Source organism: Corynebacterium sp. Marseille-P4321, from assembly GCF_903645305.1.
In the GTDB taxonomy this organism is placed as follows: domain Bacteria; phylum Actinomycetota; class Actinomycetes; order Mycobacteriales; family Mycobacteriaceae; genus Corynebacterium.
Genome location: NZ_CAHJXO010000003.1, coordinates 60,269 through 85,157, shown reverse-complemented (window position 1 = coordinate 85,157; position 24,889 = coordinate 60,269). Strand labels below are relative to the sequence as shown.

At 65.3% G+C, this 24,889-nt stretch carries 26 protein-coding genes; 12 read left to right on the top strand and 14 right to left on the bottom strand.

Annotated features, from left to right (window positions below; translation table 11 throughout):
• The first annotated feature begins 1 nt into the window (after position 1).
• Complete coding sequence (locus HWX32_RS08740; RefSeq protein ID WP_175935568.1) at positions 2–1,399, top strand: PH domain-containing protein; 1,398 nt, start codon at positions 2–4, stop codon at positions 1,397–1,399.
• On the opposite strand, the gene HWX32_RS08735 is transcribed toward HWX32_RS08740, so the two are convergent.
• Complete coding sequence (locus tag HWX32_RS08735) at positions 1,346–1,810, bottom strand: tRNA (cytidine(34)-2'-O)-methyltransferase (RefSeq protein ID WP_075468035.1); 465 nt, start codon at positions 1,808–1,810, stop codon at positions 1,346–1,348. The two genes, HWX32_RS08740 and HWX32_RS08735, sit on opposite strands and share 54 nt — an antisense overlap.
• Before the next feature lie 24 nt (positions 1,811–1,834).
• Here HWX32_RS08735 and HWX32_RS08730 point away from each other — a divergent pair, with 24 nt between their 5' ends.
• The 3 genes from HWX32_RS08730 (at position 1,835) to HWX32_RS08720 (ending at position 4,410) form a co-directional block, all read left to right on the top strand.
• Entirely contained in the window at positions 1,835–2,698 is an 864-nt protein-coding gene (locus tag HWX32_RS08730; RefSeq protein WP_175935567.1) for a bifunctional methylenetetrahydrofolate dehydrogenase/methenyltetrahydrofolate cyclohydrolase, read from the top strand.
• Position 2,699: 1 nt separating this feature from the next.
• Positions 2,700–3,023 (top strand): DUF3017 domain-containing protein, encoded by a 324-nt coding sequence (locus HWX32_RS08725; protein ID WP_075468041.1) that lies wholly within the window; start codon positions 2,700–2,702, stop codon positions 3,021–3,023.
• Positions 3,024–3,111: 88 nt separating this feature from the next.
• Positions 3,112–4,410, top strand: a complete 1,299-nt coding sequence (locus tag HWX32_RS08720; RefSeq protein ID WP_175935566.1) for a hypothetical protein — start codon at positions 3,112–3,114, stop codon at positions 4,408–4,410.
• Positions 4,411–4,419: 9 nt separating this feature from the next.
• Here the strand turns inward: HWX32_RS08720 and HWX32_RS08715 are convergent, their stop codons facing one another.
• The 3 genes from HWX32_RS08715 to HWX32_RS08705 all read right to left on the bottom strand — a co-directional run bounded on the left by HWX32_RS08715 (position 4,420) and on the right by HWX32_RS08705 (position 9,580).
• Complete coding sequence (locus HWX32_RS08715; RefSeq protein WP_175935565.1) at positions 4,420–5,556, bottom strand: homoserine O-acetyltransferase; 1,137 nt, start codon at positions 5,554–5,556, stop codon at positions 4,420–4,422.
• Positions 5,557–6,879, bottom strand: coding sequence for an O-acetylhomoserine/O-acetylserine sulfhydrylase (locus tag HWX32_RS08710; RefSeq protein ID WP_175935564.1), 1,323 nt, complete (start codon positions 6,877–6,879; stop codon positions 5,557–5,559). It abuts the gene before it with no gap.
• A 514-nt stretch (positions 6,880–7,393) separates the two neighbouring features.
• Positions 7,394–9,580, bottom strand: a complete 2,187-nt coding sequence (locus HWX32_RS08705; protein WP_175935563.1) for an NADP-dependent isocitrate dehydrogenase — start codon at positions 9,578–9,580, stop codon at positions 7,394–7,396.
• 78 nt (positions 9,581–9,658) lie between these two features.
• On the opposite strand from HWX32_RS08705, the gene HWX32_RS08700 reads away from it, so the two are divergent.
• Complete coding sequence (locus tag HWX32_RS08700; RefSeq protein WP_175935562.1) at positions 9,659–10,558, top strand: exodeoxyribonuclease III; 900 nt, start codon at positions 9,659–9,661, stop codon at positions 10,556–10,558.
• Here HWX32_RS08700 and HWX32_RS08695 read toward each other — a convergent pair.
• A complete protein-coding gene (locus HWX32_RS08695) occupies positions 10,555–10,947 on the bottom strand; it encodes a type II toxin-antitoxin system VapC family toxin (protein ID WP_175935561.1) in 393 nt (130 codons plus the stop codon). The genes HWX32_RS08700 and HWX32_RS08695 overlap by 4 nt on opposite strands.
• 368 nt (positions 10,948–11,315) lie before the next feature.
• Here HWX32_RS08695 and bioB point away from each other — a divergent pair, with 368 nt between their 5' ends.
• Entirely contained in the window at positions 11,316–12,395 is a 1,080-nt protein-coding gene (gene bioB, locus HWX32_RS08690) for a biotin synthase BioB (RefSeq protein WP_175935560.1), read from the top strand.
• Positions 12,395–12,598, top strand: a complete 204-nt coding sequence (locus tag HWX32_RS08685; RefSeq protein ID WP_175935559.1) for a hypothetical protein — start codon at positions 12,395–12,397, stop codon at positions 12,596–12,598. Before bioB ends, HWX32_RS08685 begins: the two co-directional genes overlap by 1 nt.
• Here the strand turns inward: HWX32_RS08685 and HWX32_RS08680 are convergent, their stop codons facing one another.
• From HWX32_RS08680 to HWX32_RS08665, 4 genes are all read right to left on the bottom strand, one after another.
• Positions 12,599–13,285 (bottom strand): hypothetical protein, encoded by a 687-nt coding sequence (locus HWX32_RS08680; protein ID WP_175935558.1) that lies wholly within the window; start codon positions 13,283–13,285, stop codon positions 12,599–12,601. It abuts the gene before it with no gap.
• Positions 13,282–13,956 (bottom strand): AAA family ATPase, encoded by a 675-nt coding sequence (locus tag HWX32_RS08675; RefSeq protein ID WP_175935557.1) that lies wholly within the window; start codon positions 13,954–13,956, stop codon positions 13,282–13,284. Before HWX32_RS08675 ends, HWX32_RS08680 begins: the two co-directional genes overlap by 4 nt.
• On the bottom strand, positions 13,953–14,306 hold the full coding sequence (locus HWX32_RS08670; protein ID WP_254868367.1) for a GntR family transcriptional regulator: 354 nt from the start codon (positions 14,304–14,306) through the stop codon (positions 13,953–13,955). Before HWX32_RS08670 ends, HWX32_RS08675 begins: the two co-directional genes overlap by 4 nt.
• Positions 14,307–14,511: 205 nt before the next feature.
• Complete coding sequence (locus HWX32_RS08665) at positions 14,512–15,126, bottom strand: CAP domain-containing protein (RefSeq protein ID WP_175935555.1); 615 nt, start codon at positions 15,124–15,126, stop codon at positions 14,512–14,514.
• A gap of 13 nt (positions 15,127–15,139) precedes the next feature.
• Here HWX32_RS08665 and trpS point away from each other — a divergent pair, with 13 nt between their 5' ends.
• Positions 15,140–16,141, top strand: a complete 1,002-nt coding sequence (trpS, locus tag HWX32_RS08660; RefSeq protein ID WP_175935554.1) for a tryptophan--tRNA ligase — start codon at positions 15,140–15,142, stop codon at positions 16,139–16,141.
• Between the two features lie 83 nt (positions 16,142–16,224).
• Positions 16,225–17,319, top strand: a complete 1,095-nt coding sequence (locus tag HWX32_RS08655; RefSeq protein WP_175935553.1) for a YhjD/YihY/BrkB family envelope integrity protein — start codon at positions 16,225–16,227, stop codon at positions 17,317–17,319.
• On the opposite strand, the gene HWX32_RS08650 is transcribed toward HWX32_RS08655, so the two are convergent.
• The 5 genes from HWX32_RS08650 to HWX32_RS08630 are packed head-to-tail and all read right to left on the bottom strand — an operon-like array spanning position 17,316 to position 22,301.
• On the bottom strand, positions 17,316–18,569 hold the full coding sequence (locus tag HWX32_RS08650) for a D-alanyl-D-alanine carboxypeptidase family protein (RefSeq protein ID WP_254868366.1): 1,254 nt from the start codon (positions 18,567–18,569) through the stop codon (positions 17,316–17,318). The two genes, HWX32_RS08655 and HWX32_RS08650, sit on opposite strands and share 4 nt — an antisense overlap.
• Positions 18,570–19,697, bottom strand: a complete 1,128-nt coding sequence (locus tag HWX32_RS08645) for a trimeric intracellular cation channel family protein (protein ID WP_175935552.1) — start codon at positions 19,695–19,697, stop codon at positions 18,570–18,572.
• Between the two features lie 56 nt (positions 19,698–19,753).
• Complete coding sequence (locus HWX32_RS08640) at positions 19,754–20,992, bottom strand: hypothetical protein (RefSeq protein ID WP_075468097.1); 1,239 nt, start codon at positions 20,990–20,992, stop codon at positions 19,754–19,756.
• Positions 20,993–21,003: 11 nt separating this feature from the next.
• Positions 21,004–22,023 (bottom strand): C40 family peptidase, encoded by a 1,020-nt coding sequence (locus tag HWX32_RS11270; protein WP_254868365.1) that lies wholly within the window; start codon positions 22,021–22,023, stop codon positions 21,004–21,006.
• Entirely contained in the window at positions 22,020–22,301 is a 282-nt protein-coding gene (locus HWX32_RS08630) for a hypothetical protein (protein ID WP_175935551.1), read from the bottom strand. Before HWX32_RS08630 ends, HWX32_RS11270 begins: the two co-directional genes overlap by 4 nt.
• A 72-nt stretch (positions 22,302–22,373) precedes the next feature.
• Here HWX32_RS08630 and upp point away from each other — a divergent pair, with 72 nt between their 5' ends.
• From upp to HWX32_RS08615, 3 genes are all read left to right on the top strand, one after another.
• Positions 22,374–23,009 carry a uracil phosphoribosyltransferase gene (gene upp / locus HWX32_RS08625; protein ID WP_175935550.1) on the top strand — a complete coding sequence of 212 codons (636 nt, stop codon included), beginning with the start codon at positions 22,374–22,376 and terminating at the stop codon, positions 23,007–23,009.
• A gap of 95 nt (positions 23,010–23,104) precedes the next feature.
• A complete protein-coding gene (locus HWX32_RS08620; protein WP_175935549.1) occupies positions 23,105–23,545 on the top strand; it encodes a helix-turn-helix transcriptional regulator in 441 nt (146 codons plus the stop codon).
• Between the two features lie 130 nt (positions 23,546–23,675).
• A complete protein-coding gene (locus HWX32_RS08615) occupies positions 23,676–24,857 on the top strand; it encodes an amidohydrolase (protein WP_175935548.1) in 1,182 nt (393 codons plus the stop codon).
• Positions 24,858–24,889 lie beyond the last annotated feature (32 nt).

Sequence of the window (24,889 nt, the reverse complement as noted above, 5' to 3'; positions counted from 1 at the left end):
CATGGCGGATGTGCTCGAGGGATACCGCAAGGTCCACCGGCTCAGCCCGATTCTTCGGGTATGGGCGTTCGTGCTTGGCTTGGCCACACTCGCCGCGTTCAACTTCACGCTGCCCATTTACAACTGGCTGCGCGAGGAAAATGTGGGTCTTAACCAGGCGGCGTGGGTGCTCGGCGGCTTCGTGCTGTTTCTCTTCGTGGCGTTTGGGTTGTCGCAGTTGTGGTGGGCCCGCACGGGGTTCATCGTGGGTGAGGAAGAGGTGGAAACCCGCCGGGGTGTGCTGACGAACCAGGTGCGCTCCGCGCGCTACGACCGCATCCAGGCGGTGGACGTGGTGGAGCCGTTCGCGCCGCGCCTGTTTGGCCTGGCGGCAGTGCGCATCGAGGTGGCGGGTGCCGCGAGCGCAGGGTTGGACATCTCGTACCTGCCACGCGAAGAGGCGGATGAGGTGCGCGCCCAGATTCTGAGGCGCATCGGACAGGAAGGTGGTGCCACGCAGCTTGCCGATTCGGCACCGGATGAAGGCGATTCCCTCGTCCCGCCGATTCCGATTAGCCGGTCACTGGTGGCAACTACCGCACAGATGTCCACGCTGTTCACGCTGGCGTGGTCGACGGTGCCGCTGTGGACGGACCTCACGGCCGCCGCGATTGTGCCGGTGGTGATCGGCTTCTTCCCGCGTATCTGGGGCACGATCGATTCGTCGTGGCGCTTCAACTCGAAGAAGGACGGCGAGGTCTACCACCTGAACTATGGGTTGGCGAATAGGCGCCGGCAGGCGGTGCCGCGCGGGCGTATCCACGCGGTGCAACTGCGGCAGCCGATGTTCTGGCGTTTCTTCGGCTGGTGGACGGTCTCGGTCACCGTGGCAGGCTACGGATCGGAACGCAATAAGACCACCGGCACCTCCAAGCTTCTGCCGGTGGGCACGTGGGAGCAGGCGAAACGGGTTGTCGACGCAGTCGGCCCGCTCACGGCCGAGGAGCTCACGGACCTGGAGCACGCCACCTACCGTTCGCCGCGCAGGGCCCGTTGGGTTTCGCCGATCGACTGGCGCCGCCAAACGGTCACGCTGCGCCCGGATTTGGACGTGGTGCACCTCACCGTCGGAAGGCTGGGCCGCTGGTACCAGGCGGTGGAAATCCCGCACATTCAGGAGATCAGCTACCTGCGCACGCCAACCCAGCGTCCGTTGGACCTCGCCACGGTTGACCTAGAGCTTGTCCCAGGGGCCTTCAAGATGTCGTGTCGGGATATGGATACGGGTGAGGCACTTCAGCTCGTCGATAAGCTGCGCGCCCGTGAGCTGCCTCCCTTGCAAGCCGACGACATGTTCGTGGAAACGTCAGACGCCGCCCGGGAAGCCGAGCTGGCGCCAGGCCTCGTAGACGGCGACTGACGCCGAGTTCGTCAGGTTCATACTGCGCTGGCCCTCGCGCATGGGGATGCGCACCTGGCTGGTCACCCGTTCATGTTCGGCGTGCTCCGGCGGTAGGCCGGTCGGTTCGGTGCCGAAGAGCAGCGCGTCGCCGTCGCGGTACTGCACCTCGTGGAAGTACTTTTCGGTGTGGGTGGTGAAGGCGAACACGCGGGCGTCGGGAAGCGACGCGAAGCAGGCGTCGATGTCCGGATGGATGATCAGGCTGGCCAAGTCGTGGTAATCCAGGCCCGCGCGGCGCACGTGCTTGTCGTCGAAATTGAATCCGAGCGGCTCCACGAGGTGCAGCTGTGCGCCGGTGTTTGCGGCGAGCCTAATCGCGGCGCCGGTGTTTCCGGGGATGACCGGGTTGTCGAAGATGATGTGGAGCACGCCGAACAGTCTAGAATTAGGCGCGTGACTGCGATCAAACTGGACGGAAAACTCTACCGCGAGGAGATCTTCGCGGACCTCAAAGAGCGCGTTGCTCGTCTCAAGGAGCAGGGGATTACGCCGGGCCTGGCCACTGTGCTCGTCGGCGAGGACCCCGCCAGCCAGAACTACGTGCGCATGAAGCACAAGGACTGCGAGGAGTTGGGCATTGCGTCGATAATGAAGGAACTGCCGAGCGACTGCACGCAGGAGGAGCTTGAGCAGCTTATCGACGAGCTCAACCACGACGATGCCGTCACCGGCTACATCGTGCAGCTGCCACTGCCGAAGCACCTGGACGAAAACCGGGTACTTGAGCTCATCGACCCGGCGAAGGACGCCGACGGGCTGCACCCGGTGAACCTGGGCAAGCTGGTGCTGAACGAGCCAGCGCCGCTGCCGTGCACCCCGAACGGCTCCATCGAACTGCTGAAGCGCTTCGGCGTGGAGATGGACGGCGCGATCGTGTGCGTCATCGGCCGCGGCGTGACCGTGGGCCGCCCGATTTCTTTGATGTTGACAAAGCGCGACGTCAACGCCACCACGGTGCTGTGCCACACGGGTACGAAGGACCTCGCGGCGGAAACGAAGCGCGCAGACGTCATCATCGCTGCGGCAGGCAAGCCGCACATGATCACTGCGGACATGATCAAAGAAGGTGCCGCGCTTCTCGACGTCGGCGTCTCCCGCGTGGACGGCAAAACCGTCGGCGACCTGCACCCGGAGGTGTGGGAGAAGGCCGGATGGGTCTCCCCGAACCCGGGTGGTGTGGGCCCGATGACGCGCACGTTCTTGGTGCGTAACATCGTGGAGTCCGCGGAGCGCCAGGCGGGGATTAGCGCTGAGTAGCTTGGCCGGCCTCACCCTGGACAACCCGCACGACCGGGGCAATCGGCCGTCGCCGCTGCCGCTGTGGGCGCAGTGGGCGATGGTGGCGCTGCTGGTCGCCGGCGTGCTCGCCTCCGGGGTGTTCGCGGCCACCGAGCACTGGCGTCGCGCCACATTCACGCTGGGGGCAGCGATGGTGTGGCTGGCGTTCATGCGCGTGTGCTGCGATTCGAAGGTGATCGGGCTCGTGGCGGTGCGCTCGAAGCGGTTCGACGCGCTGTTTTGCACCTTTCTGGGGGCGGGGATGATGTGGCTGGCGTGGTCGGTGGACTCGCTGGGCTCGTAAAGCTGTTCGAACGCGGTCAGGTTCGCGTCGGCGGCGGCAATAACCTTGCAGGTGTCACTTTCCCGCCGCACTTGCCAGGAGGACCGCAATGAGCGAGCTGAACACCTTCTCTTTCGAATCTGATGTTTGGGGCACCCGCTTCGAAGCGGAGATCACCGTGTTTCCGCCGGGTGGTGGCGAGTTGTCGCCGTGGCAGGAAGACTACGTCGACGAACTTTTAGCGTCGTTACAGGAGGTCGTCGACCTGGCGATGCTGGAACTCGACTGGCGCGACGAGACGCTCGACGCCTACGTGTTGCTCGCGCACGCGTGGCAGCTCGTAGACCTGGCGAAGGACTCGGTGGATTCGAACCCCAAGCAGGCGAAGGAATACTTCGAGTTGGCGGAGCGCGACCTACGCGCGCTGCATCTGCTCGATGCTCGGTTCACCTCCGCGTACCACATCGCTCGGCGCGGCAAGGAACTCGCGGGCAATTTCGTGCTGGGGGAGACGCTGTACGAGCTGTGCGAGAGCCTGGAGACTTGGATGCCGGAGCGGCTGCACGGAGCGGGGCGCGCCGGGCGGGTTGTGGTGGCGGACGACAGGCAGAGTCCGGAGAGTTTCAGGGCAACCAGGGTGCCCGACCGCACCGCGGTGAGCGTGCGGATGGTGGACGCCGGCGAGCTAGAAGATGCGGAGTACAGCCGCGTGGGCCGGACAGTGCTTCCGGTGCCGATGTTTCGCGACGGCGGGGTGGAGCCGCGGCTGGAATGCGTGGTGGGCACCGGGCCGGTGGTGATGCGCTACCTGTTCAAAGCCGACCGGGAATCGTTTGCGCTGTTGCGCGACGTGGGGCACGAGATGCTGCGCCACGCCGATAAGACCGACGGTCAGACGCCCGTGGATTTCTACATCAACCTGGCGTACGCGAAACAGCTGAGCCTGATGGCGCATTCGACCCGCTTCGACGAAGACGGGTTGTACCGGCGAAACGTGTTGCGGGAACTGGAGGAAGCGCTCGGGGTCCTAGCGTTCTTCGACCCGGATTATGAGGTGCCGGAGCAACTCGCGGAGGTAGCCAGTGGGCTGAACGAGGACATGGGCAGTACCGAGGTGCTCTCGGTCGCGCGCAGTATCGACGCGTGGCTGCCGCGGAATCTAAACGAGTTAATTCCCAGGGGCTGGGACGAAGAACTCGACAGTGAGATGGGCACGAGCATTATCGACGGGCTGAACGCGGTCGACGGGAAGCGCTTCGTGGTGGTCTTCGACGAGCAGACGAAAGCCGAGTTCGCGGACACAGACCTGCCCAACAAGGACCGCCTCATTCCGTTCTCTCTGGGCCGGGAGCTTGACGAGGATGTCTTCGGACTCCAGCGCCAACAGCTGTTCCGCGCCTGGGTGTAGGCCGCCCGGCTAGATGTCGTAGATACCCTTGTCGGCGGCGATGGCGTGCGTTGACGGGGTTTTCTCCGTGAGCGTGATGAAGGAGCGCAGGATGCGGTCCATCTGGCGGGCCTCCACTAGGAAGGCGTCGTGGCCGACGGGGGAGGAGAGCTTCGACATGGCCAGCAGGTTGCCTAGGTTGCGCGAGAGGTGTTCCTGCTGGTGGTACGGGTACAAGATGTCTGTGTCCACGCCGACGATCATGGTGGGCACCGTCGATGAGGCGAGGGCCTTGTTCAGACCGCCGCGGCCGCGTCCCACGTCGTGGCGATTGAGTGCTTCGGTGATGGCGACGTAGGCGCCGGCGTCGAAACGCTTGGTCAGCTTCACGCCTTGGTACTCCAGGTAGCTCTGCACCGCGAAGCGTTGGTTGTCGTCGCGGAAGGTGCCTAAGGGGTTCTCGCCGGGTTGGGACGCGGTGCCGAAGCGTTCGTCGATTTCCAGCTCCCCGCGGTAGGTCAGGTGCGCGATGCGGCGGGCGGCGGCCAAGCCCTCGTCGGGGGATTCGCCGGTGGCGTAGTAATCCCCGCCGTGCCAGGCCGGGTCGCTGGTAATCGCGTTGATCTGCGCGGTCTGGATCCCGATCTGCCACGCGCTCGCACGCGCGGACACAGCCAGCACTAGGGCGTAATCCACCTGCTCCGGGTAAAGCAGCGTCCACTCCAGCGTGCGTGCGCCGCCCATGGACCCGCCGAGCACCGCATGGACACGCTCGATGCCTAGCTCGCGCATGAACGCGTGCTCTGCGCGCACCATGTCGCGAATCGAGATGGCGGGAAAGCGCGAACCCCAGCGACCGCCGTCGGGGTGCTCGCTCGCGGGGCCCGTGGAGCCGTAGCAGGAGCCGAGTGCGTTAGTGCACACCACGCACCACTTGTTGGTGTCTAGGGCCAAACCGGGGCCGATGACGCCGGACCACCACTCGTCCGCCTCCGAACCGGCGGTGAGCGCGTGCTCCACCAGCAAGATGTTGTTTCTGCCTTTGAAGTCGCCTTGGGGAACGCCCCATCGTCGATAAGCAATGTGCGCATCGGCGATCACCCCACCTGCCTCGGTGTGGAAATCGCCGATCGCGACGGTGGCCAGCTGGCCTTCGGGAGCGAGCATCTAGATCGCCGCGAAGCCGCGCTCGAGGTCGGCGATGATGTCCTCAATCGCCTCAATGCCCACGGACAAGCGCACGGTGGCCTGCGTGATGCCGGCGCGAGCAAGACCTGCCTCGTCCGACTGCGAGTGGGTGGTGGAGGCCGGGTGAACCACTAGGGAGCGCACGTCGCCAATATTCGCAAGGTTGGAGTGCAGCTTGAGCGCGTCGATGAACTTCCAGGCGTTGGTGCGGTCGTTTGCGTCGCCCGCGATGTCGAAGGACAGCACCGAGCCCGTGTAGGCCAGGCCCAGCTTCTCCTGCGTCGCCTTATAGGGCGAGCCAGCGAGGCCGGCGTAGTTCACCTTGGCCACCTTCGGGTTGTCGGCGAGGAACTCCGCGACCTTCTTCGCGTTGGAGTTGTGGCGTTCCACGCGCAGCGCAAGCGTGTCGATGCCCTGCAGCGCGACCCACGCGTTGAACGGGGAGATCGCCGCACCGGTGTCGCGCAGCAGGCCGGCGCGGGCGCGCAGCGCGAACGCCGGGGCACCCAGGTCGGCGTACTTCAAGCCGTGGTAGGCGGGGTCTGGCGTGGTGAACAGAGGGAACACATCCTCGCCGTCACGCTGGACGGTCCAGTCGAACTTCCCGCCGTCGACGATTGCGCCGCCGATGGCAGCGCCGTTGCCGGTGTAGAACTTCGTGGTGGAGATGACGACGATGTCCGCACCCAGCTCCAGAGGCTTGATCAGGGCCGCGGTGGCCATGGTGTTATCCACGATCAGCGGCACCTGGTTGTTGTGCGCAACCTCGGAAATAGCCGGGATGTCCAGCACGTCCGCGATCGGGTTGCCGAAAGTCTCGCCGTAGAACGCCTTGGTGTTGGGCTGGACCGCGGCTTGCCAACTCTCCGGCTCGTCCGGGTTGTCCACGAAGGTGAACTCGATTCCCAGCTTCGGCAGCGTGTGCAGGAACAGCGTCTCCGTGCCGCCGTAGAGGCGCGGGGAGGTGACCACGTGGTCCCCGGCCTGCGCGAGGGTGAGGATCGCGGCGGTTTCCGCGGCCATGCCGGAGGCGAACGCGGTAGCGGCGACACCGCCCTCAAGGGATGCCAGACGGTCTTCCAGCGCCTGCTGGGTCGGGTTGGTCAGACGGGTGTAAATCGGGCCGGGGTCCGAGAGGTTGAAGCGGTTCTCGGCATGCTGGGCGTCGTTGAAGACATAGCTCGTGGTCATGTAGATCGGCTGGTTCCGCGCGCCGTAATCCTGATCAACCTGCTGGCCCGCGTGGATGGCGCGGGTGTCGAAGGACCATTCCTGTGCGTTCGAGTTGTCGTAGTTCGCCATGCGTTGCAATTTATCCTGCTTGGTACGGCGCTTTGAACCAAGCTGTCTATTCGGTATGGTTGGCCTTTACTTTTTCATGAATATAAAGCTGGCTTAACCCGCGTTGGGTTCGATCGCCGCAAACCCCCGTTCGAGGTCCGCAAGGATGTCGTCGATGGTTTCAATGCGAGAAAACCTCCGAACTTCATCGGCGTCCTTGGCTTTCCAGGACGATTGAGGTCATCATGAACGGGCTGGCCATCGCCCTGCGCGACGCCGGGTAGGTTGTCGGCTTCGACACCCCGGAGGCGGAGAGGTGGATCCACCCTAAAATCCGCCCCAGAAGCAAGAAACAGGCAAGAAAACGTTTCCGCAGGTAAGAGATATTTTGGAGGGGTTTTAGGCCTGTGCTGGCGCCCTTTTCTGGTTACGAAGCAAGAAAGAGTGTGAACGTACGGGACGAGAAAGAATCGTGCACAACACACGGCCGGCCGCGGAGTACACCTCCGCGGCCGGCCGATTCGGGGTCAGCGAGTTACTTCTCCAGTGCGTCGATGATGCGGTTGAACGTCTCGGACGGACGCATCACGGCGTTCGTCTTGTCCTCGTCCGGCCAGTAGTAGCCGCCGAGGTCGGCGGGGGAACCCTGGGCCTCCAGGAGCTCCTTGTCGATCTGCTCGGCGTTGTCGCGCAGATCCTGCGCAATCGGGCCGAACACCTCAGCCAGCTCGGCGTCCTCGGTCTGGGAGGCGAGCGCCTCTGCCCAGTACAGGGAGAGCCAGAAGTGGGAGCCGCGGTCGTCGATCTCGCCCACCTTGCGCGACGGGGACTTGCCTTCCTCCAGCAGCTTCTCGGTCGCCTGGTCGAGGGCGGAGGCGAGCACGCCAGCCTTCTCATTGCCGTTGCGGTTCAGCTCGTGACGGAAGGACTCAGCCAGTGCGAGGTACTCACCGAGGGAGTCCCAACGCAGGTGGTTTTCCTCCTCAACCTGCTGGACGTGCTTCGGGGCGGAGCCGCCGGCACCCGTCTCGAACAGGCCGCCGCCGGCCATGAGCGGGACCACGGAGAGCATCTTGGCGCTAGTGCCCAGCTCGAGGATGGGGAAGAGGTCCGTGTTGTAATCGCGCAGCACGTTGCCGGTCACGGAGATGGTGTCCTCGCCGCGGCGGATGCGCTCGACGGACTCCTTGGTGGCCTCCACCGGGGACTTGATGTCGATGTCCAGGCCCTCGGTGTCGTGGTCGGCCAGGTACTTCTTCACCAGCTCGATCATGTTGCGGTCGTGGCCGCGCTCCGGGTCGAGCCAGAAGATGGCCTTCATGCCGGACAGGCGGGCGCGCTCGACGGCGAGCTTGACCCAGTCCTGGATCGGGGCGTCCTTGGTCTGGCAGGCGCGCCAGATGTCGCCCGCCTCCACATCATGGGAGATGAGCACGTCGCCCGCGGAGTTGACCACCTGGACGGTGCCGTCGGCTGGGATCTTGAAGGTCTTGTCGTGGGAGCCGTACTCCTCGGCCTTCTTCGCCATCAGGCCGACGTTCGGGACGGTGCCCATGGTGGTCGGGTCGTAGGCGCCGTTTTCGCGGCAGTCGTCGATCACGGTCTGGTACACGCCGGCGTAGGAGGAGTCCGGGATGGTGGCCAGGGTGTCCTGCTCCTGGTCGTCCGCGTTCCACATGTGGCCCGAGGTGCGGATCATTGCCGGCATGGACGCGTCGATGATCACGTCGCTCGGCACGTGCAGGTTGGTGATGCCCTTGTGGGAGTTCACCATGGCCAGGGCCGGGCCGTCGTTAAGCTGCTGCTCGATGGCGGCGCGGATCTCCTCGCCGTTGTCCAACTGGTCCAGGCCCTCGAGGATTGCGCCGAGGCCGTTTTCGCCGTTCAGGCCGGCGGCGATGAGCTCCTCGCCGTACTTGTCAAAGACCGGCTTGAAGTACGCGCGCACTACGTGGCCGAAGATGATCGGGTCAGAGACCTTCATCATGGTGGCCTTCAGGTGCGCGGAGAAGAGCACGCCCTCGTCCTTCGCGCGCTGAACAGCATCCAGGAGGAAAGCGTCGAGTGCCTTGGCGGACATGAAGGTGCCGTCGATAACCTCGCCCTCTTCGACCTTCAGTCCGTCCTTCAGGATCTCCTCGTCGCCGTTTGCGGTGACGAGCTTGATGGTCAGCGTGTCGGCGGCGGGCATGATGACGGACTTCTCGTTGTGGCGGAAGTCGTTGTCCTCCATGGTGGCCACGTTGGTCTTGGAGTCGGCCGACCACTCGCCCATGGAGTGCGGGTGCTTCTTGGTGTAGTTCTTCACGGCCTCCGGAGCGCGGCGGTCGGAGTTGCCCTCGCGCAGCACCGGGTTCACGGCGGAGCCCTTCACCGCGTCGTACTTGTCCTGCGCATCCTCGTAATCCGGGATGTCGAAGCCGGCGGCCTGCAGCTCGGCGATGGCCTTCTTCAGCTGCACGAGCGATGCGGAGATGTTCGGCAGCTTGATGATGTTCGCTTCCGGCGTCTTCGCCAGCTCACCGAGCTGGGTCAGCGCGTCGTCGACCTTCTTGTCGCCCAGGCGCTCCGGGAACTGCGCCAGGATGCGGCCAGCCAGGGAGATGTCGGCGGTATCGACGTCAATGCCGGCGCGGGAGGCGAACGCCTCGACGATCGGCTTGAAGGAGTACGTCGCGAGCAGCGGCGCTTCGTCGGTGCGGGTCCAAATGATCGTAGACATGGGTCTCCTCTAACTAAGTGTTTTGAGAGTTCAGCCCCCAAGCGTACCGCGTCGGCCGAGCCGGTATGGTGCAAACGCATGAGTCTCACCATCGCATCCGTCAACGTCAACGGCATCCGCGCCGCCACGAAGGTGCGCAACGAGGACAACTTGGGCATGCTCGCCTGGCTCGCCGAAACCCCGGCCGAGGTGGTGCTCATGCAGGAAGTACGCGCCACCGAAGCGCAAGCGGAGGCGGCGCTCGCACCCGCACTCGAGCGCGGGTGGCACCTCGAGGTCGCACCCGCCGCTGCGAAGGGGCGCGCGGGAGTGGGCATTTTGTCGCGCACAAAGCTTCACGACGTTTCGGTGGGCATCCCCGAATTCGAAGACTCGGGCCGCTTCATCGCAGGCACGCTTGACGACGGCTCCCGCGTCGCCTCCCTCTACCTCCCGTCAGGATCCGCCGGCACTGAAAAACAGGACGAAAAATACCGCTTTCTCGACCAGTTCGAGCCTCTGCTGGATACCTGGGCCGACGAGTACCCGGACATGGTGATTGGCGGTGACTGGAACATCTGCCACCGCCGCGAAGACATCAAGAACTGGAGGACGAACAAGAAGAAGTCCGGCTTCCTGCCGCATGAGCGCGCGTTCATGGACGCTGTGTTCGGTTGCTTCCCGGACGATGAGCCGCAGGACTTGGAGGACAAGGAGACTGAGGGCTGGGCGGGGGCGTTGGAATATGCGTCAGCTCACCGTCGTCAAGCAAACTGCTCCCCGAAATGGTTCGACGTAGCGCGCAGGCTGGAACACGCGCCGTACACGTGGTGGACGTTCCGCGGGCAGGCCTTCAACAACGACGCGGGGTGGCGCATCGACGTCCAAGCCGCGACAGCGAACATGCTCGAGCGGGCGGAGCGCACGTGGGTGGACAAGGCGGAAACGGTAGAAAAGCGCTGGTCCGACCACTCGCCGCTGGTGGTGGAGTACCGCTAGGCGCCGAGGGATAGTACCTGCAGCCCGGCTTCGTTAGCTGCCTCCAACATGCGCTTGCCGTAGGCAATGAGGGCGTCCGCCTGCATGTCCAGGGCAATAGCGACGTGTAGGGCATCCAGGGATCTTAGATGCCGGCCCGGAAGTAATCCGGCTTGGTTGAAAACAGGTCGGTCGATCTGTACGACGTGAAACTTCCGCAGCAGGTTGGAGACGAGCTGCTGGGTGAGATTCGTTTCGCGCTGCGCCGCACGTCGCAACTCGGTCACGCCTAGGTCAGAGATGTAAAGCTGCGGATTGACGTTTCGTATCGCTGCAACCAATTGCGGAGACTCGGCCTCCCTCAGCAGCAGTTTCAGGGCGGCGGACGTGTCAAAGTACCAGGCGATCATAGCTTCCAGCTGCTAATTGTTCCGCAGTGCTGCCAGAATTTCTTCGGAACTGCGTTCGCCGTCGACCATGTCGTCGACACTGAAACTGGCGGGCTCTGTGGGTGGGGTGATCACGAGGCGGCTCGTTCGCACATCGCGCGCTTCCTTACCTGCCCGGGTCCCAGCTCGCCTAGCCGCAGTCCGGCTAGTGCGGTACGTTCCCGACACAGGCTTTTTCATCTTTACCGACCTGCTGTTCATATGCACAGGGTATAGCCAAGCCGGGGCGGAGGGAATGGTAAATGCGGGAGCCAATCCCTGAACGGCGTTCAACTGGTGCGCTACACTCCCACACATTCCCTGTAGTTGAACGGCGTTCAGGAGTAAGAATGACGGCACCAACCGAGTCTCGCGACATTTTGGACATCGCCCGCGAAAAAGCGCTCGAGCAAGGCATCGGGCTGAACCAGGACGAGCTCGTGCAGATCCTGCGCATCGAGGACGAGCGCCTGCAGGAGCTTCTCGACCTCGCCCACCAGGTGCGCATCAAGCACTGCGGCGTGGATGTGTCGCTGGAGGGCATCATCTCGCTGAAAACCGGCGGCTGCCCCGAGGACTGCCACTTCTGCTCCCAGTCCGGCCTGTTCGAGTCCCCGGTCCGCGCGGTGACGCTCGACATTGCCGAGCTGGTGGAGGCCGCCAAGCAGTCGGAGAAGATGGGCGCGGGCGAGTTCTGCATCGTGGCCGCGGTGAAGAGTCCGGACCAGAAGCTGCTCGACCAGGTCGCTGAGGCCGTCACCGCAATCACAGACGAGGTGGACATCTCGATCTCCGCATCGTTGGGCATCTTGACCCGCGAGCAGGCGCACCAGCTCGCACAGATGGGCGTGAGCCGCTACAACCACAACTTCGAAACCGCCCGCTCGTTCTTCCCCAACGTGGTGACCACCCACACGTGGCAGGAGCGCAAGGACACCCTCGAACACGTGCGGGCCGAGGGGATCGAGACGTGCTGCGGCGGCATCATCGGCATGGGTGAGACGATCGAGCAGCGCGCCGAGTTCGCCGTCCAGCTCGCGGAGATTGAGCCGGAGGAGGTGCCGATGAACTTCCTCGACCCGCGCCCCGGCACCCCGTTTGCCGACCGCCCGCTCGTTCCGCAGGGCGAGGCGCTGCGCACCGTCGCCGCGTTCCGCCTGGCTATGCCGTCGACGCAGTTGCGCTTTGCGGGCGGCACGGAGCTTGCGCTTGGCGACGACGGCACCGAAGCCGGTTTGCTGGGCGGAGCCAACGCGATCATCGGCGGCAATTATCTGACCACGTTCGGCCGCCCGATGGAGCGCGACCGCGATGCCGTGGACAACGTCATGGAGACCACTTCTGGCCGCGTTTCGTTACCGATTACCCCGGTGGGGCAGAAGCAGCACTCCGGCCACGGTGCGCTCTACGACACGATCAAGTCGCTGTAATGCGTGTTCCGGATTCCACCGAGCTCGCCGACAAGGTGCTCTCCGGCGAGATCGCCTGGCCGCTCAACCCTGAGCGGCCCTGGGATGCCCCGCGGATCTGCCCAATTTGTGGGCGACGCATGGTGGTGAAAATGAACCCCGTGGCGTGGGAGGCGGTGTGCTCCCGGCACGGGGTGCTGCGCTCCGAGTGGCTGGAGAAGTAGTTAGCGAACGAACCGACGCGTGCGGGTGAACACCACTGCGCACGTTGCCAGAGCAATCGCTCCCGCGACGTTCACGGCGACGACGTACGGGTTGGGGTGGAAGTGATCCGCCGGATTCTCGGTGAGGATGCCAATCAAGACGCCTAGGAAACCGGCCGCGAGCACCCCGCCAACTACGAGCCACTGCAACCGGGTACCTAGGGCAAGGCCAATTGCCAGGCCAATAAGCGCCGCCGTCAGGAACACGACAAAGTGCAGCAGGACGGTCAAAGAGATAGAGGTGAAGTCCTGCGCCGCACCGTCTACAGTAGATGGCAAGCCGTACGCATCCACCCACATCACTGGTTCTGCAATGGTGATCAGAAACAGGTCATGGCGCTCGTATTGCGGGTTTTGGAATTGATGGAGCACCGCTGAAGCCGCGGTCAGGGGGCCAAGAATCGCTGCCGCGACGAGAGCGGTCACCGCAGCTGAATCCATCCACCTAGTGAAGCTAGCGCCCAGCTGGTTCATAGCCTGCCACTGCGCTCCGCCCGCCGCGAAAAGGAAACACAGTGCAGCTGCGCCCGCCATGGTCCACAATCCTCCGTCGGCGAACAGTAGGCGGCCGAGGGGTGTCGCCAGACACAGCAGGAGAAAGGCTCCCAGGTAGAGTTTCGGCTTGATGGGGCTGAGGAAGAGTTTCATCGTGCGATCCTTTCGGTGGCGAGAAGATCAATCAGTTCGGCATCGTCGGGGTAGGTGCAGTTCAGGTGCGTATCGACGGGCTCTGAGAAGACCGCTTTCGCCACGGGGCCGAGCGACGATGTTTCGATCGTGCGGTGTTGCGACGCCAGCTCAGCGATAACGTCTGCCGGGCCGGTAATGGTGGGGAAGGACCGGCGTAAATCGTCGATAAGCATTGGCTCCGAAACGCTCTTATCGAAGACTTGAATGACGTGGTTGGCCAAGCCCCTGAAATCTTCCGATCGATGTGAGGACATGACGATGGTGAGTTGCGGGTCCTCGGATATGTGGTCGATGAGTCGCTCGCGGACGCGCTTGCGGGTGGCGGTGTCGATGCCGTCGAAGGGCTCGTCGAGGAGCAAGAGTGGCTTATTGGCGGCGAGTGCGACTTCGAGGGTGAGGAGACGGCGTTCGCCGACCGAGAGTTCGTCAATGCGCGCGTCCGGAAATTCGATGGGGTCGAGCGGGCGGCTGGCGCGCGCGGCGCGTATGTGATCCGTCACGGTTGCACCGGCGAACTTCGCGTCCGGGCCAGCCGGTACAAACGCGGCATTAGGTCCCATCAGCGTGTGCAGGTAGTGGGTTTTGCCAGCAGCGTTGGGGCCAACTAGCGCATAGAAACCGGGGTTCATCGTGTGCGCTCCTTCTCAATCATGGCGGTAAGTTCCTCGGTAGAGATGTCGAGTTGATTGGCTTCGTGGACAAAGGGCTGGACGAAGTCGCGGGCGAAAGCTTCGCGACGGGTCGATAACACCTGCCCGCGCGCGCTGTCGAGCACGAACATGCCAAGGCCCCGGCGTTTCTCTAACAGGCCCTCGTTGAAAAGTTCGCTGAGCGCCTTCGCGGAGGTGGTGGGGTTGACGGAGTGGAACTGGGAAAGCTCGTTGGTGGAGGGAACTCGGTCGCCAGCGCCAAGGGCGCCAGCGCCGATGAGGTCCCGTAGCTCATCGGCAATCTGTTGGTATATGGGTTTACCACTCATGTGGGTAACCATAGCACTGATATTCCTGCGAGGGTAGCGAGATTAAAAACGTACCTTGTAGGTCTGCGGGGAGCGCCGGTCTCGTTTTGTTGGGCTCCTGGCCGACGGCGGGCTCGAAATCTATGAGGCGGACTTCCCCTCTAAGCATCGCGTATCCCGTCCGCAGCGACAGAATCCTGTCGCACGTCATGCGAGACTGCAACCGCTAGTAGCGGGCGATGTTTTGCACCGCGAACTTGCGTCCGTCGAGTGAGGTGGCCACGCCCACGCCGAGGTGAGTGGCGTCCGGGCGCAGCATGTTCGCCCGGTGGCCCGGGGAGGTAGCCCAAAATGCGACGATGGCGTCCGCGTTATCGCGGGCTTTCACCTGCGCAACGTTCTGCGCCGCCATTTTCCACCCGGCCGGGAACGTGTTCTGGTAGCCGGGCTGCTGGCGCAGGTAGCCGTCGCGGGACATCGTGCTCGCCCAGCCCTGCGCCAGCGCGCTCAGCGGCGGCAGCGGGCGCAGCGGTTTAAGGCCGTGGCGGGCGCGGTAGCGGTTGGTGGCGTCGAGAAGCGCCTGCTGCTGGTTCGTCGCTGCCGGCGGCGGCACGAACTGCGGGAGGAAACGGTGGGCGGTGGCCTGGGCTTGGCGCGCGGCGTCGTCGATAAGCTGGCGCGGGTCGGGCAGCGGCGGCAGGGACGATCCCGAGGACAGTGGCGGCACCTGCGCGTGGGCTGGGGCGGCAGGGGTCAGGGGCAGAGCGACGGCGGCCGCGAGCGCGGCGGCGAGAGGCGAGTCTTCACCCGTGCCAGCGTATCCGGTTCGTGGCCATGGCATAGGATTGTGGCCTATGCAGCGCGTACTTTCCGGAATTCAGCCCACCGCCGACTCCTACCACCTGGGAAATTACCTCGGTGCCCTCAAGCAGTGGATCGACCTGCAGGATGGCTACGACGCGTTCTACTTCATCCCGGACCTGCACGCGATCACCGTGGACCAGAACCCGGAGGAGCTGCGCAACCGCACCCTCGCCGGCTGCGCGCAACTTATCGCCCTTGGCATCGACCCGGAGCGCTCCACGCTTTTCGTGCAGTCGCACGTGCCCGAGCACGCTGAGCTGACCTGGGTGCTGCAATGCCTCACCGGCTTCGGCGAGGCGAGCCGCATGACCCAGTTCAAGGACAAAAGCGCCAAGCAGGGCCAGGACCGCACCTCCGTGGGCCTGTTCACCTACCCGGTGCTGATGGCCGCCGACATCCTGCTGTATTCCCCGCAGCTCGTGCCGGTGGGGGAGGACCAGCGCCAGCACTTGGAGCTCACCCGTACACTCGCGGAGCGGTTCAACTCGCGCTACGGCGAGACGTTCGTGGTGCCGGAGGGCATGATCGTCGAAGGCGCGGCGAAGATCTACGACCTGCAGGATCCCACCTCCAAGATGTCCAAGTCCGGGGCGAACCCGAAGGGCATCGTGAACCTGCTCGACGCGCCGAAGACGTCGGCGAAGCGCATCCGTTCCGCGGTGACGGACACCGACGGTGTGATTGCGTACGACAAGGAAAACAAGCCGGGTGTGTCCAACCTGCTGGTCATACAGTCGGCGCTGACCGGCAAACCTGTCGACGAGCTCGTGGCAGGCTACGAGGGCGCAGGCTACGGCCAGCTCAAGGTCGACACCGCCGACGCGCTGGAGGCGTTCACCACACCGCTCCGCGCGCGTTACGACGAGCTCATGGCAGACCGCGGCGAGCTCGAAGCCATCCTCGCCCGCGGCGCGCAACGTGCCCGCGAAGTGGCGGCCCCGCTGCTGGATGACGTGTACGACAAGGTCGGGTTCTTGGCGCCGAAGCGCTAAGGTCTGCGCCGGAGGCGTCGATAAGCAAAAGCTCCTCTACGATGGTTGCGGACTTTCCAAACCGACGACCACGAAGGGGCCCCATGGCAACCTCGACTTCGCCGCGTAAGGCGTACACCGACGACAGAGGCATCGAGCGTGCCACCAAACAGCAGACGGAGAGCCTGGAGGACAAGCTGGAGCAGAAAGCTCCCGCCGCCGCTCACCTCAAGCGGATGCAGGACCGCTTCGCTGCCCAGGGCGGCAACCAGTTCGCGGCCGGCATCACCTACTTCTCCGTGCTGGCTATCTTCCCGCTGGCCATGCTGCTATTCGCGGCTGCCGGTTTCTTCCTGAACGCGCGGCCGGAGCTGATCAACGAGATCCAGACTCAGATCACGCAGAACCTGGACGGCGATTTGGGGGATCTGGTCAATCGCATCATCGAAGCGGCCATCGACCAGCGCGGTGCCGTAGCGGGGATCGGTTTGCTTACCACCCTGTGGTCCGGCTTGAACTGGATGAACCACCTGCGCGCCGGCGTGACCACCATGTGGGGCCTCGACGCGAATGAGGGCGGCAACTTCGTGGTGAAGAAGCTGCGCGACCTGCTGGGGCTGATCGGCCTGCTTCTGCTGCTGATCATCGCGTTCGGTGTCACCGCGATCGGTGTCTCCGGCTGGACGAGTCAGGTGATGGAGCACTTCGGCCTCGGCGACTTCCCGGGCTCGCGCGCGCTCGTGTGGCTGGTCGGCTTCCTTGTCTCCGTGCTGGCGTCGTTCCTGGTCATGATGTGGGTGGTCATGTACATGCCGCGCACGAACGTGCCGGTGAAGTCGGGGCTCAAGGGCGCGCTGCTCGGCGCTGTCATTTTCGCGCTGATTCAGCAGTTCGCTGGCCTGATCATCGGCTCCGCCACCGGCAACCCGGCGGGCGCGATCTTCGGCCCGATCATCTCGCTGATGGTCGTGCTGTACCTGGTGTGGCGCGTGGTGCTCTACGTCTCCGCGTGGACTGCGACCACGGAGGAGTCCCTCGCCATGCAGCCGGCTGAGGTTCCGGAGCCGGCCGTGATCAACGTGCGCGCAGGCGCGGTTCGCCCGGAGGAATCCGGCGGCACCGCGGGTAAGGCGCTCGGCCTGGGCGCGGCGCTCGGCGCGATCGGCGTCGGCGTGGTTTCGCTGCTCTCGCGCGACTAGCGGCGGCGCCGCGAGCGCAGGCTCAGCCACAGCGCCAGCGCCGCGAGCACGCCCACGCCCGCCACGATGGCGGCGGGCAGCCACGGGTAGCGCGCCTCGGCAGAGCTGCTGCTTTGCGACGGCTCCGCTGCCTCAGGTACAGGCTCAGGCGCGGCCGTGGAGGTGACCACCTGTGCGACCGGCTCAAGCTGAGCCACCGAATCTTCCACCGGGTACGCGGCGTGCAACAGCATCTGCGCCTGCTCCCAGGCGCGGTGACCGTTGTTGATGGTGGTGTCCAGCACCACGGCGACCAGGCGGTGCCCGTCGTGGTCCACGGCGCCGACGAACGTGTGGTTCGCGTCGTCGGTGTAGCCGGTTTTGCCGCCGATGCCGTCCGGGTCGTTGAGGTAGAGCTTGTTGTCGTTGCCCAGCTCGAAGGCGGGCAGGTCACCGTAGCCGGGGAACTCGTACGTCTGTGTGTCCACGATGCGGCTGAACGTGGGGTTGGAAAACGCCTCGCGGTACGCCAGCGCCATGTCCCATGCGGAGGTGGACATCCCCGCGCCGTCCAGGCCGGAGTACGAGGTGGCGCGGGTGTCGGCCATGCCGATTTCCTTGGCCAGCTCGTTGATTTTCAGCAGCGCCACTTCGTCGCCGCCGAGCTTCTGCGCCAGCGCGTGCGCGGCGTCGTTGCCGGAGGCGAGCAGCAGTCCGTGCAGCATGTCCTCCACGGTGTACTCGCCGCCTTCGCCGATGCCCGCGGCTGAGCCCTCCTGGCCCGCTGATTCTGCGGAAACCTCCACGGTGTCGTTCAGATCCAGCTCGTCGATGACCACGAGCGCGAGTAGCACCTTGATAATCGACGCCGGCCGGTAGCGCCCGTGCGGGTCCTTCATCGCGATAACCTCGCCCGAATCGATGTCCGCCACAATCCACGCGGAGGCCAGCACGTCGCCAGGCACCTTGTAACCCTGCGCCGCCGTGACGCCGCACGGGCCGTCGTAGACCACGTCCAGGGGGCTCGGCGCCGGGGTGACGCGCTCGGAGGTGCTCACCGGCTCCGGCGGCCAGGTGGCCTGCGGGCAGTTGTCGGTATCCGGCGCCTTATCGCGAAACGGCGGCACCCACTCGCCGTTCTCGTCGAAAAAGCCGGTGGTGGGCACGGGGTCGAGTGGGGTGGTTGCCTCCTGCGCAGCCGTCGAAAAGCTTGTGCACATGCTTATCGACGCCACCGTAGCTACCACAACCCCCACATTCGCACGCTTCATTTACTGATCCTTCTGCTGGTAGCGGGCGACGAGCCGCTCAATGAGCTCGTCGGTGAGGGCATCGTCGGACAAAATGATATCCAGCATGTCCGCGTGCATCGCGTCACGCTCGGCCGGGTCCATCTCTTCGGTTTGCGAATCGTCGTAGGAATCGCCCGCGAAATCCATACCCACCTGGTCGAACAGGCTCGTGCCCTCTTCCTCCTCGGGCGGGGTGTAGCCGGCAATCATCTCGGCGTTAATAGCGGGGAACTGGCTGGTGAACTCGGTGAGGAACTCGTCCGCATCGTCCTGGGCGTCAGAGCGGCGCTTGCCCTTTCTCACCTCAGCCTCGATGCGGCGCTGCAGCGCCTTCTCCATCTGGCGGTGGCGCCAGGCCCGCACGCGCGTCGGCTCCAACCCGCGGGCCACCGCGCGGGAACCGGCCTCCGCCTTCTTCGCCAGGTGCGCCACCTGGGTCGCCGTGGCGTTGACGGTGGCGTTCACTGGGGCGAACTCGGAGTTCGTCGAGATGCGCCAGTTGCCGTAGTAACCCACGAGGAACAGCGCGAAGCTGACCAGCGGGCCGAGCGCTAAGGCCCACACGGAGTATCCCGTCCGGTCGCCCAGCAACACGATGACCGCGCAGGCCACCGCCGGCAAGACCGTGGGCTGGTTGCCGCCGAAGATGCTCGGCTCGCGCCCCGTGACCACGTCGCGGATCATGCCGCCGCCGGTAGCGGTGAACACGCCCATCATGATCACAGGCAGGACAGGCAGGTTGTAGGCAATCGCCTTCTGCGCGCCAGTAGCGGCCCACAGCGCCGAGACCAGCGCGTCGCCGTGGGATTGGAAAAACTCCCACGCCTTGCCCTTGAAGTAGGTAAACCGGGCGATAAGCGCGCCGGTGAACGCGAGGATTAAGTACTCCGGCTGACTCATCGCGGCGACGGTGCCTTGGTTAATCAGCACGTCGCGAAGCATGCCGCCCCCGAGCGCGGACAACATGGCGATGAAGAAAAACCCCACGATGTCGTAACCGCGGTGGCGTGCCATCGTGCCGCCGATGATTCCCATCAGCAGTACGCCGGAGACATCGAACCAGCGGTAGATGGAGCTAATGAGCGGGTCGACCTGGTCCACAGACATAGCCAGTCATTGTAGGCCCGGCCAGTGGCGGCGCCCGTTGGGGCTGGGTGCTTGGCCTAGAACTTGGAGAAGCGCTTAATCAGCTGGTTTTCCATCTCCGTCCACGCCTCGGCCTTATCGTTGAACGGCGCGGAGGGCACGTAGCCAGCGGCCTCGGTGGAGCCCATCATGTAGGCCAGGTAGTCCTGCATACGGGGGTTGGCCAGCAGGAAGGAGTTCAGCGAGTCGTCCTTCGCCCAGTCGGCGGCGTCCGCGAGCAGCTCGTACGCCTTGGTCATCTGCTGGGTGTCCACCGCGTCGGTGCCCTTCGCAATGTCGGCCGCGATGCCGTTGAAGGAGTAGGAGTTGTCCGGGTGGACCTCCACCTTCAGCTCGCCGGCGTTGGCGGCGTTCATCAGGTCCTCCCAGGTGGAGACGGACGCGAGGTCGTGGTCGTCGTTCTCCAAGATCCAGCGGCCGAGGTGCTTCGTGGACGGGAAGGTGAAAATCTCGCCGTACTTGCCCAAAAACACCGGCGAGGTGCCGAGGTAGGTGCGCAGCGTGTAGACGCTTTGGCCCTGGATGGAGATCTTCACCGGGTCGATGCCGGCGCGCGCCCACGGGGAGACGTCGTACGGATCCTCGGCCGCGGCGCGGCGCTCCTCGTCCGCGCGCTGCTGCTCGGCGGCCTGGGCGCGCGCCTCGGTGGCGGCGGCGATCGCGGCGGACGCTGCCGCGACCTCGTCGGCGTCAAGGTCGGCGGTGTCCACCACGCGCACCGCGCCATCGAGCGAGTGCACCACGGACTCCCAGTTGGTGAGCACCACACGGCCCACACCGGACCACTCCTGCAGGCCGTTTTCGCCGCTGTAGTGGTCCGAGCCGCGCGACACGTTGCCCAGGATGGAGTGGGAGGCGAAGAAGATCTGCGCCTGTTCCGCGCTCGCCACCTCGGCGAGCGAGCGCGAGAGCTGGAACACACGCGACAGGGATGTGACGTTCTCGTGGCTCGGGCGGCCCGCCAGGAATTCGGGTGCGCCGATGATGTCGTAGTACTGCTTCTCGTTCGGCACCACGCGGTCGTCGCCCTGCTCCTGGAACGCGCGCCACTTCGGGTGGTCGGCCAGGTCGTGCGCGGAGGTGCGGTTGATGTACGCGAGCAGCTCCTCTGGCGAGTGGAACGCCAAAACTGACGTGTCGTCGCCCAGGAACGCCTGCCATTCGGCGCCTTTTTCTTTCCAGGTGGGTGCCCACAGGGTGTAGAAGTCACCGTCGGTGAGCGAGATCTTGACAGGGAGGATTGCGCGCGTACTCATGGCCTAGCACTTTAGCCGGTCGGCCTCCAGAACCCGCGGAAGGTCATGCCGATGTTGTCGGTGCGCACCGGGTTGAGCGAGACAGGATCGCCCGCCTCGATGTACATTCCGTCACCCGCGTACATGGCCACGTGCCCGTCCCACACCGCCAGGTCGCCTGGCTGGAGCTCGTCGTAGCTAACCTGTCGGCCCATCGCCTGATCGGCGGCGATGCGGGGGATTTCCATGCCCGCCTGGCGGTACGCCCAGGAGGTCAGGCCCGAGCAGTCGAACCCGCCCGGCGCGCTGCCGCCCCACACGTACGGGGTGCCGAGCTGGCTCTTTGCGGCGGCGACAGCGGCCGCGCCGACGGGCGAGCCCTGCCCCGGCGCCGCGGTGGGTTCGCCGGCCGGTGCTGCGGCAGGTGCGACCTCCGGCGGGGCGGGGGCTGGTCCGTGGGGCCGCGGCGGCGGTGCGGAAGCGAGTTTCGCCAGCTGTTGCTCGGCTGCGCCGCCGCCCGCGCCGGGGCCGGGCATGGCCTTTTGCGTCGCCGCGGATGTGGCGGCCTCCAACTCCTGGGCGATTTTGCCCAAGTCCATCTCCAGCTGCTCGAGGGTTGCGGCCGCCTCGATGAGCGCTTTGGAGGCGATGGAGGACGCGTAGAGCCCCGCGCCGACCGGGCCAGCCGGGCTGGCGGCGATCGCCGGGATCGCGGCGGCGGAGCGCACCAGGCCCGCCGCGGTGTCGCCGAGCTCGGCCGCCGCGACAGTGACGAGCGTCGCGCCCCCTACAACCGCGTCGTTGATCGCGGTGCGGTGCTGCGCCAGGTCTGCGGCCGCCTCTAAGCGGGAATCGCCGCACGCGCCCACGATGCGGGCGAGGTCCCCGAACGCACGGAAATCCGGCATGGTGAAGTGCGGCAGGGTGGGCAGCAGCTCCGGTCTTTGCGCCAGGATGCGCCCGGCGACCGATATTGGGTCGAGCACAGGGTTGATGCCACCGTTGTACAAGGTTTGCGCCGAGGTCGGCGAGTAGATGCGCGACTTGTTCACAGCGTCGCCCCCAGCCGCGAGCTAGTGCGATTATCCACGGCCGCGGCCGCCTCCACGGTGAGGTCCATCACGTCGGCGATGCGGTGCGCCTCCTCGCGCAGCTCGGCCGCGCGCGTGTTTGCGCTGTCGATGGCCCGCCCGACCGCGCCGCTGAACGCGGCGAGCGGGCCAGCCGGGGGCACGTTGAGATCGGTCAAAGGGGTCAAGTTGCCCGCGTCGCGGCGCAACGAGTGAGTCAGGGCTTGGACAATTGCGGAGTCGAGTTCGAAAACAGTCATGGGTATTGGACGCGGGAAACGCGGCGCCGGTTCCGTCGCCAAGCAAAATTGCTCTGAATTAGCATGGGCCGCATGGATATCACGGTTGTCAACCACCCGCTCGCCGCCGCCCGCCTGACCAAGATGCGCGACAAGCGCACCAACAACTCGGGCTTTAGGGCCGCGCTGGCGGACCTGGGCGCGATGCTGGTGTACGAAGCCGCCCGCGGGTTGGAAGCGGAGGAGTTCGACACCGAAACCCCGGTGGGCACCGCGCGCGGCACCCGGTTGAAGCAGCCGCCGATCATCGTGCCGATCATCCGCGCCGGGCTGGGCATGGTGGACCCGGCGCTGTCCATGATCCCGGACGCGCAGGTGGGGTTCATCGGGCTCGCGCGCGACGAAGAGACGCACGAGCCGGTGCCATACCTCGAGGCGCTGCCGCAGGACCTGTCCGGGCAGCCGGTGTTCCTCGTCGACCCGATGTTGGCCACCGGCGGATCGCTCATCCACGCCATCGACCTTCTGGTGGGCCGCGGAGCGGACGACATCACGTGTATCTGCATGGTGAGCGCGCAACCGGGCGTCGATAGGCTGCAAGCTCACGGCGGACCCGTGCGACTTGTTACTGCGACGATCGACCCTGCGCTAAACGACGATGCCTACATCGTGCCCGGCCTCGGCGACGCGGGTGACCGCCTCTACGGCCCGCGCAACATCGACCTGTAGGCGACGTGTGGCGGTACTTACCGCCGCGCGCTACATTTGTGGCAACGTAGTTCACCGGCCGCGGGGGCGGCCGGAAGATTCGCACGGGGGAAGCAATGGGGGACGTGTTACCGCAATCGCACTGGGCAAGCTACGCGCTCGGCCTGGGGGAGCGAGTGCGCACCATCAGGGAGATGCGGGGCTTAAGCCAGACGCGGCTGGCGGAGATCGCTGGGGTGTCGCGCACGCTGATTTCGAACTTGGAGCGCAACGACTACAACTCGAAAGTTGCCGACCCAACCTTGTCCACCTGCTACCGCATCGCCCGCGCGCTGCAAGTCCCGCCGGCGGCGCTCTTGCCCGCGGCGGGTGAGGACGTCGCCGGACACTTCGCCTCCTGCCCTCCCACGGAGGAAGGCCCCGAAGAGATCGCTTTCAGCTGGCCCAGGGGCCCGCGCGACACAGCCCGCTTCCACGAGCCCTACCTGCGCCGCGGAGCCCCAGCGGGCACGCCGCCGTTCGTGGACATGGAGTTTCTGGGGTTTGCCGACGCATAATATCCGACCGTTTTCAAGACATGAGACGTGCGGCGCGTAGACTCTTCCGGTACAACTGCACGATTTGCAGAGTTATTTACAGAGTCATTTACAGAGTCATTTGCAGAGTCACGGAGAGCCGGGAGGAAACGTGGGCAACGCCGGGATTGGGGCGGAGGTCGACGCATGGTTTGCGGAGAATGAACAGCGCGTCATCGAATGGCGGCGTCACCTGCATGCCCACCCGGAACTTTCCAACGAGGAAGTGGAAACCACCAACTTCATCGCTGGCGTGCTCGAAGAATACGGGCTGACCCCGGTGCGGTTCCCCACCACCGGCCTGTACGTGGACATCGGCCCGGCGGACGGGAAGCGGCTCGCGTTCCGCGCGGACATTGACGCGCTCGGGGTGCCTGAGCAGACGGGACTGAGCTTCGCGTCCACCAACCCGGGGGTTTCGCACTCCTGCGGCCACGACATCCACACCACCGTCGCGCTCGCGCTTGCGTGCGCGCTGTCCACCATCGACCTGCCCAACGGGGTGCGCATCATCTTCCAGCCCGCCGAGGAAGTCATGGGCGGCGGCGCCATCGACGTGGTGAACTGGGGCGCGCTGGAAAACGTCTCCGCCATTTACGCCGTGCACGCGGAGCCGAACCTACGCGTCGGCGAGATCGGTGTGCGCGCAGGTGCCATCACCTCGGCCTCAGACGTGGTGCGCATCGAGGTCCAGGGCCCTGGCGGGCACACCTCCCGCCCGCAGCTGTCCGCCGACGTGGTGTACGCCATGGGCGCACTGATCACCCAGCTGCCGGCGCTGTTGTCGCGCCGGGTGGACCCGCGCACCGGCACCGTGCTCGTCTTCGGGCACGCCGAGGCGGGCGACGCCGCGAACGCTATCCCGAAGCGCGGGGTGCTTGAAGGCACGATTCGCACCGCGGACATCGCCACGTGGAGGGCGCTGGAGGAGCTCCTCACCGACCTCATCGATCTGGTTGTCGCGCCCACGGGCTGCACCTACCACCTGGACTACATCCGGGGCGTGCCGCCAGTGCTTAACGACGATGCCGCGACCGCACTAGCAGTACAAGCCGGCCGCGCGATCGACCCGCACGCGATTGTCTCCGCGCCGCAGTCCAGCGGCGGCGAGGACTTCTCCTGGTACCTCGAGTATGTGCCGGGCGCGATGATGCGCCTCGGCGGATGGAGCGGCGAGGGCGAGAAACAGGACATCCACCAGGGCAACTTGAACATCGACGAGCGTGCGATCGGCGTGGGCGTGCGTCTGTTTGGTTCGATCGTGGAGAAGTACTTCGGCGTGCCTGAGGAGTAACCGAGGGTAGACTGTGGCCGTATTTTGCCGGA

Bases quoted from the DNA above. Each gene is read 5' to 3' on its own strand.
- trpS (WP_175935554.1), top strand. From the start codon at position 15,140: ATGCAGCGCGTACTTTCCGGAATTCAGCCCACCGCCGACTCCTACCAC.
- HWX32_RS08700 (WP_175935562.1), top strand. From the start codon at position 9,659: ATGAGTCTCACCATCGCATCCGTCAACGTCAACGGCATCCGCGCCGCC.
- HWX32_RS08655 (WP_175935553.1), top strand. From the start codon at position 16,225: ATGGCAACCTCGACTTCGCCGCGTAAGGCGTACACCGACGACAGAGGC.
- HWX32_RS08715 (WP_175935565.1), bottom strand. From the start codon at position 5,556: ATGCTCGCTCCCGAAGGCCAGCTGGCCACCGTCGCGATCGGCGATTTC.
- HWX32_RS08705 (WP_175935563.1), bottom strand. From the start codon at position 9,580: ATGTCTACGATCATTTGGACCCGCACCGACGAAGCGCCGCTGCTCGCG.
- HWX32_RS08675 (WP_175935557.1), bottom strand. From the start codon at position 13,956: ATGAACCCCGGTTTCTATGCGCTAGTTGGCCCCAACGCTGCTGGCAAA.
- upp (WP_175935550.1), top strand. From the start codon at position 22,374: ATGGATATCACGGTTGTCAACCACCCGCTCGCCGCCGCCCGCCTGACC.
- HWX32_RS08720 (WP_175935566.1), top strand. From the start codon at position 3,112: ATGAGCGAGCTGAACACCTTCTCTTTCGAATCTGATGTTTGGGGCACC.
- HWX32_RS08685 (WP_175935559.1), top strand. From the start codon at position 12,395: ATGCGTGTTCCGGATTCCACCGAGCTCGCCGACAAGGTGCTCTCCGGC.
- HWX32_RS08650 (WP_254868366.1), bottom strand. From the start codon at position 18,569: ATGAAGCGTGCGAATGTGGGGGTTGTGGTAGCTACGGTGGCGTCGATA.
- HWX32_RS08665 (WP_175935555.1), bottom strand. From the start codon at position 15,126: ATGCCATGGCCACGAACCGGATACGCTGGCACGGGTGAAGACTCGCCT.
- HWX32_RS08640 (WP_075468097.1), bottom strand. From the start codon at position 20,992: ATGAGTACGCGCGCAATCCTCCCTGTCAAGATCTCGCTCACCGACGGT.
- HWX32_RS08670 (WP_254868367.1), bottom strand. From the start codon at position 14,306: ATGAGTGGTAAACCCATATACCAACAGATTGCCGATGAGCTACGGGAC.
- HWX32_RS08620 (WP_175935549.1), top strand. From the start codon at position 23,105: ATGGGGGACGTGTTACCGCAATCGCACTGGGCAAGCTACGCGCTCGGC.
- HWX32_RS08695 (WP_175935561.1), bottom strand. From the start codon at position 10,947: ATGATCGCCTGGTACTTTGACACGTCCGCCGCCCTGAAACTGCTGCTG.
- HWX32_RS08645 (WP_175935552.1), bottom strand. From the start codon at position 19,697: ATGTCTGTGGACCAGGTCGACCCGCTCATTAGCTCCATCTACCGCTGG.
- HWX32_RS08630 (WP_175935551.1), bottom strand. From the start codon at position 22,301: ATGACTGTTTTCGAACTCGACTCCGCAATTGTCCAAGCCCTGACTCAC.
- bioB (WP_175935560.1), top strand. From the start codon at position 11,316: ATGACGGCACCAACCGAGTCTCGCGACATTTTGGACATCGCCCGCGAA.
- HWX32_RS08710 (WP_175935564.1), bottom strand. From the start codon at position 6,879: ATGGCGAACTACGACAACTCGAACGCACAGGAATGGTCCTTCGACACC.
- HWX32_RS08680 (WP_175935558.1), bottom strand. From the start codon at position 13,285: ATGAAACTCTTCCTCAGCCCCATCAAGCCGAAACTCTACCTGGGAGCC.
- HWX32_RS08740 (WP_175935568.1), top strand. From the start codon at position 2: ATGGCGGATGTGCTCGAGGGATACCGCAAGGTCCACCGGCTCAGCCCG.